Here is a 5645-nt window from a genome sequence, read left to right on the forward strand (position 1 = left end):
ACCGTTGTCCCCCTAACGCGCTAAGTCCCTTGAATACCAACTCGCCACTCCACTGTAAGTCCGCCTGGCGCAGGGCGCGCAAGAGCCGATTATCGGCAATCAGCGCCTGTGCTTGGTGCTGCCGGGTCAGCCGCATGAGTTCGAGCATCGAGGCCCGAAAATCGGCGCTCGGTACAAAATCCAACCACTGCAACTCCATTGTCTGGTGAGTCGTGCGGTGCAAGTGAATGTGCAGGTAAGGCGAGCTGAAAAGGGTTTCCATTGGCAGCAGACAGGACAACGAAGTTGGGTAGGTAGGCTATTCCCACAAAGCTAGTAGGAGCAAACCGTCTTCTGCTGTAACGCCTAAAATAGCAATCCACACTGGTGCATATCCGGCAGGTGAATGAGCAGCTGACGCGCCAGGGAATATTCTATCGCAATCAAGTGGACACCTATCGCAAGAACTATTCGAAGTCCTCTAGCGCAGGGCGTGACGTACAGAAAGATAGGTAAGTGACTGCGCGCCAAAATTTATATCTTGCTGCCAAGCTCAACCTTATTAATGGTAGCAATATGAGTGCTAGTAACTTAGAGAAGTCGCAGAGAGCCATTGTTGTGGCTCAAGCACTGCGAAACGTACGCGCCCGTGGGATAGAACCGCGTACGGAAGTACTCGCATTATACGCACAGTACGTGTGTGGTACATTAGGCTGGAAGCAGGTACAGGACTTGATGGCGCAACGTATAGAGGCGTTGTGCGCTTCCCTGTGCGCTCTTAAAAAAATACAGCTAGCAGCTAGCGAGAAAGAGAGCGTAGAAACTGGGTAATTCCGAGGTCAGTCCGAGAACGTACATTATGTTAAGCAACTTTTCCCAGAAACCAACGAGAAAGAAGTTGACTACCTTACTACCCCTAAAATTCTATTTAGGTAGCTTAGTTAACGACATGTGCCGGTAGAGTGGGCACGAAGTCGTCGAAGACCTGGTAGCTGAGGATTTGATAGCGTCGGGAATAGGCGCGCAGGTGAATGGCAATAATTCTGTCCCTGGTGGCATGTTCAGACCCCGGGGTGTACTCTATGACCATCATGCGCTTCTCGGCCTCCTGAGCGAGCAAAAAGTGGCACGGAATGGCATTCTGTTCGGCCTCGGTGAGGTGCACCGCGTTTTCCGGTTTGAGAACGACGAGTTCGAGATAGATTTTATGGCGCATACAGGAGAGGCAAGCCAGCTGCCCAGAACGATTAGGCAACGGGCTTCGGGGTTTTGGCAGCAACTAGACCCAGGCGCACGAGCAGCAGGCCCCCCGGATTGCGAGAGGGCTTGATTTTACCCGTTTTCAAGTCGTGGTTATAGCGGTTGACCTCCGCGACGTGAGCCGCGCTGGCCAGGATGGTTTGCCGGTGCTTGGCATCGGTGATGCGCAGCTCGTCGAGGACGCGGGCAGCGTTGTCGTAATGGTGTTGTTGAATACCTGGTAGCGGTTCAGCCGTGGCCACTAAGTCGAAGGGAATGGTCTCGGCTAAAGCTTGGGGTTTGACCGTAAAAACAACGTTTTTGAATGCTTTACCACGTTTTTCGAGCTTGTAGCTTATACTCAACTCGGTGTGTTCATTGATCTGCTTGACGGCAATGTCAAGAACGCTAGTTCTGAAATCGCTTATACGGGGCATTTTGTCTGTTCCTTTATCATCAACTAGGCCCAGCATTCGCTTTAATTCTAGAATCTCATACTTTTTAGTCTCCCCTAAGTCTTTCCATTGGCTGCAATACTGGTAGATACGCTTAGCGTACTTACTCGTGAGGCGCAGCGCAGCGGCTAATTCATAAGAGGTGAAGTTGTTTTTCAGCTCAAATAGGTAGGGTAAAACGTGTTTTGTTAAGTCAAATTCAATGATTCCTTGTCCTTTGAGGTAACGAATCCGCTGAAACATCCACAGTTGCTGATACTCGTTAGCATCTTCAACTTCCAGCATACGGGAGCCCATATCAGCCGTGGCTTTTTGTAGATAAGCCCCATTATATCGTTTGCCTGTCAAGCGGGATAACTCCATGATATCCAGTTGATAGATCGTGTCTTTGTCATCCCTACGCAGCTTAGAGATGATGAAAAAGAATAGGTCTAGTTGCAACTCACTGTATTCATATCGGGCATTAGTCAATGCGTTGTGCTGGCGTATTTCTAACTCCGTCTTCATAGCACGCTATTTAGCTGATTCATTTGCAATTATACGCCAATAACGTGTATCTAATACAAATACCGTTTTATAAACCCGTTTTAAACACACTAAAACCCGTTTTAAAACACACTAAAACCCGTTTTAAACACACTAAAACCCGTTTTAAACACACTAAAACCCGTTTTAAACACACTAAAACCCGTTTTTAAGTGATGTAAATTATTGATTTATAGTGTGTTATGGCCCCCTCAAATAGAACAAATAGATACAAATACAACAATTGCTGTTTCGCGCGAGGAAAAAGCTTTCAAATCGTGTGGATAGCCCACAAGCAAACAAAAACAGCAAAAGTCCTGTAAGCCAGTAACTTGCAAATATTCAATATAAACTATATAACTAGTAATCAATAGTTTATATTCGCTTTTGTTATGCTTATGTGCCTTTTTGGGCGTGGGAAGACAGGGGCAGTAGGGGAGAGGGGGCTACGCGAGTACAACGCATTGCTCAAAGTCTGTATCTTCGCTGTGTCCTCGGTGCTCTGCTTTGCGTAGAAGCACAAACGGCGACCAGAGCCGAAACCCTGATCGCCGTTATCCTACGGATGCCCGAGCCAGTGACTAATCACCGCTCGAACTGCTCCCCCTACGGCTGCTTTCAGCAACTCGAGGGGGATGCGAAACCAACCGGCCATGCTAGCTGGTTTCGCCTTTGCACGTTTTCCCATAACTGACAGGTTGTAGGGTGTGCGAACCACCCACTTCCTGAAGCCCTGGCAGCTCTGACCCTGCCGGGGCTTCATCTTTTCAGACGATGCGTTGGCGGGGTGACAACCGTGCAAGTGGGGCGAAGATAGCAGATGCTACCCGAGTATTCCTGTACTGCTACCCGCTTGCTCATGTGCTGCCGAAGTCGTACCTTGAAGCTCGTTCAATGGGTCGTCTGGGCGATAAGCAAGAAGTGTTTTTGCATTGCAAAAACCCCGGTCGGCCTCCGGCCTCCCTCTTCTTGCCCCTGCGGGGAGCCCTCGCCTAACTTGCTTTTTACTGCTATGTCTTCGTCCGATTCCAGTTCTGATCCGCCTAAAAAGAAGCGTGCTCCTGGTCGTCCCCAGGCCCTGTTCACCTACGACGAGACGATTCAGATCCGACTCAATAGTGTGCAGTTACTGGAGCTTGATCAGAAGGCAATAGAAACAGGACGTAGTCGATCCGATATTATTCGGGCCGCACTGGCTGGCGTACAGGTGTTGCGCTCCCAGCCGACGCCGGAGGAGCGAGAACAGTACCGGCAGTTGGTGAAATTGGCGACGAACTTAAATCAGCTCATCGTGCAAGCCCGAGTAGGGCAGGACGTACAGGACCAAGCCCGCACGACCCTTGCTCAAGTGCAACAGTTGCTGAACGCTCTTTCCCCCACGGCCCCATGATTGGCAAAGTGAAAATTGGCAAGAACTTCAGCGGCATCTGCTGCTACGTGTTCCAAGAGGACAAGCAAGCGCAGGTGCTCGACGCGGAGGGGGTACGCACCGACAGCGCTGCCCACATGGCCCAGGACTTCCAGTACCAGCAGGCGCAGCGCCCCGGCTTAGGCAACGCTGTGCTACACGTCGCGCTGGCCCTGCCGGCTGAGGATGCAGTCGGCCGCAGCCCCGCGCAGTTGAGCGAGCTGCTACGCGAGGCCGGGCGGGCCTACGTGCAGGCGATGAAGCTAGAAAATACGCAATGGGCGCTGGTACAGCACTTTGATAAGGCCCACCCCCACGCGCACCTGGTGGTAAACCGGGTAGACAATGACGGGCAGACGATCGCCGACAACTTCATTGGCCAGGAGAGCCGGCGCGTGTGCCAGCGGTTAGAGCAGCAGTTGGGCTTGACGGTGGCCGAGCAGCGGGGCCGCGAGCAGGCCCGCGAGGTCGGCCCCACCCACCGGCAGGCAGTGGCCGCAACCCCTAAAGCGGAGCGCGCCGCGGATTGGCAGCGGGCGCGGCATGAGGTAGCCAATGCGTTGAGTCAGACCGCACCCTACTCGGCCAGCTTCGAGCAGCTGCAAACGCGCCTAACGCCCTACGGTATTGCCGTAAAGCCCAGCGTGCACCAGAAAAAGAGCGGGCCAGCGGTGTACGGGGTGGTGTTCGAGAAGGACGGGCACCAGATGAAGGGCAGCGAGGTCGGCAAGGCGTTCAGTGCCGGCAACCTGCAAAAGGCCTTTGCCCAGCACCAGGCGCAGGCCCCAGCGCTGGCCCAGGTGGTGAGCCAGGCTACGCAGAGCTATGCGGCCGAAGCCCTGAACCGCCTCTTTACCCAACAGGCGCAGGAAGCGGCCCGCCAAGCCCAGGAACTGGCCCGACAGCAAACGCACGCTACCCGAAAGCAGCAACCCCCTCGTCGCGAGCGTGACGGCGGCCTAGAGCTATAATTCTCCCTTTCTTTCCCCCTTTGTGATGCAAGCAATCCAACCCAGTGACCTGTTTGTGACCGTGGCCCAGATGCGCGACGGGATCGATACCCTCATCAAACGTGGTAAGCCCGCCACGGCCGCCGAATTGCACCAGCTACTGGAGCAGGTCAAGGCGCAAGGCGAGCAGCTGCTGAGCCAAGCCCAGCAGGGGTACCGCATTACCCTCAACGGGGAGGCGGCGGCCAAGCTAATCGTGCCGCATATGCCTACCAACACGGAAACAGCGCGCATCATGGCCGAGGCCACGGCCACGATGCAAGCGACACTCGCGAAGGGGGTAAAGGAAACGGCCGCGCAGGTGCAGCAGCTGCAAGCGATTCGGGCCAGCATCCCGCAACGAGTCCCGATTGAGGCGCCGTTTTTTGGCTTCGTCAACTGGCACTCGGCGCTGATCTCGTTGGGAGTGGTGCTGTTGTTTATCACCTTAGCGGCGTGGCAAGGCAGTAAACAAGCAGCGGCGGAGGCAAAAGCAGAACGGTACGCCCGCAGCTACTTAGCCCTATTCGAAGAGAATAAAGCCCGTAAACAGGCGGAAGATCAAGTATGGAAGGACTACCCTAAAGTGGCCGCGAAATATCTACCAGCACAGTAGTGGATACAAACTAGCTCAGGATTGTCATACTAATGAGGTGCTTACTTCGGGTTCCGGTTCTTGCTGCTGAGCAGCAAGAACCTCCTTCGCGTGTTTACGAATGGCAAAACCGACAAAGAGAGCAAAGCCCACAAACAGGCTTATGAGCACGAGTAAGGCGATTGGCATAGATTTCTTGACGTAAGACGGACTGTTTTGTTTAACGTCGGCGCTAAATAAAAGGCGCAGTTGCCCACATTCGGGCCTCGGTAATACTGGTAAAAAACTGGCTGGTTAGCTGGGTCTGGGGAATCACGGTTGCCACGAGGGTATTAATTCCCATGCGGTTCATGGCGTCGAGGGACTCCACGGCGGCGAACCGTTGTCCCCCTAACGCGCTAAGTCCCTTGAATACCAACTCGCCACTCCACTGTAAGTCCGCCTGGCGCAGGGCG

The 5645-nt window shown here is 53.7% G+C and carries 7 protein-coding genes; 3 read left to right on the top strand and 4 right to left on the bottom strand.

Annotated elements, in window-relative coordinates; translation table 11 throughout:
* From KYK14_RS21385 to KYK14_RS21395, 3 genes are all read right to left on the bottom strand, one after another.
* A partial coding sequence (locus KYK14_RS21385; protein ID WP_219161696.1) for a hypothetical protein occupies positions 1-262 on the bottom strand: 262 nt, incomplete at its 3' end.
* A 654-nt stretch (positions 263-916) separates the two neighbouring features.
* Positions 917-1195, bottom strand: coding sequence for a hypothetical protein (locus KYK14_RS21390; protein ID WP_219161697.1), 279 nt, complete (start codon positions 1193-1195; stop codon positions 917-919).
* Positions 1196-1226: 31 nt separating this feature from the next.
* Complete coding sequence (locus KYK14_RS21395) at positions 1227-2180, bottom strand: replication initiation protein (RefSeq protein ID WP_219161698.1); 954 nt, start codon at positions 2178-2180, stop codon at positions 1227-1229.
* A 1030-nt stretch (positions 2181-3210) separates the two neighbouring features.
* Here KYK14_RS21395 and KYK14_RS21400 point away from each other — a divergent pair.
* The 3 genes from KYK14_RS21400 to KYK14_RS21410 are packed head-to-tail and all read left to right on the top strand — an operon-like array spanning position 3211 to position 5211.
* Entirely contained in the window at positions 3211-3588 is a 378-nt protein-coding gene (locus KYK14_RS21400; protein WP_208309535.1) for a ribbon-helix-helix domain-containing protein, read from the top strand.
* Positions 3585-4577 carry a relaxase/mobilization nuclease domain-containing protein gene (locus tag KYK14_RS21405; RefSeq protein WP_219161699.1) on the top strand — a complete coding sequence of 331 codons (993 nt, stop codon included), beginning with the start codon at positions 3585-3587 and terminating at the stop codon, positions 4575-4577. Before KYK14_RS21400 ends, KYK14_RS21405 begins: the two co-directional genes overlap by 4 nt.
* Before the next feature lie 25 nt (positions 4578-4602).
* Positions 4603-5211, top strand: coding sequence for a hypothetical protein (locus KYK14_RS21410; RefSeq protein WP_219161700.1), 609 nt, complete (start codon positions 4603-4605; stop codon positions 5209-5211).
* A gap of 211 nt (positions 5212-5422) precedes the next feature.
* Here the strand turns inward: KYK14_RS21410 and KYK14_RS21415 are convergent.
* Positions 5423-5645, bottom strand: a 223-nt coding sequence (locus KYK14_RS21415) for a hypothetical protein (RefSeq protein ID WP_219161701.1), incomplete at its 5' end; no start/stop codon positions are given.

This window comes from Hymenobacter profundi, assembly GCF_019334315.1.
GTDB classification, from domain to species: Bacteria; Bacteroidota; Bacteroidia; order Cytophagales; family Hymenobacteraceae; genus Hymenobacter; species Hymenobacter profundi.

What these genes read in the sequence shown, in the direction of transcription:
- KYK14_RS21395 (WP_219161698.1), bottom strand. Translation starts at nt 2,180, where the DNA reads ATGAAGACGGAGTTAGAAATACGCCAGCACAACGCATTGACTAATGCC.
- KYK14_RS21390 (WP_219161697.1), bottom strand. Translation starts at nt 1,195, where the DNA reads ATGCGCCATAAAATCTATCTCGAACTCGTCGTTCTCAAACCGGAAAAC.
- KYK14_RS21410 (WP_219161700.1), top strand. Translation starts at nt 4,603, where the DNA reads ATGCAAGCAATCCAACCCAGTGACCTGTTTGTGACCGTGGCCCAGATG.
- KYK14_RS21405 (WP_219161699.1), top strand. Translation starts at nt 3,585, where the DNA reads ATGATTGGCAAAGTGAAAATTGGCAAGAACTTCAGCGGCATCTGCTGC.
- KYK14_RS21400 (WP_208309535.1), top strand. Translation starts at nt 3,211, where the DNA reads ATGTCTTCGTCCGATTCCAGTTCTGATCCGCCTAAAAAGAAGCGTGCT.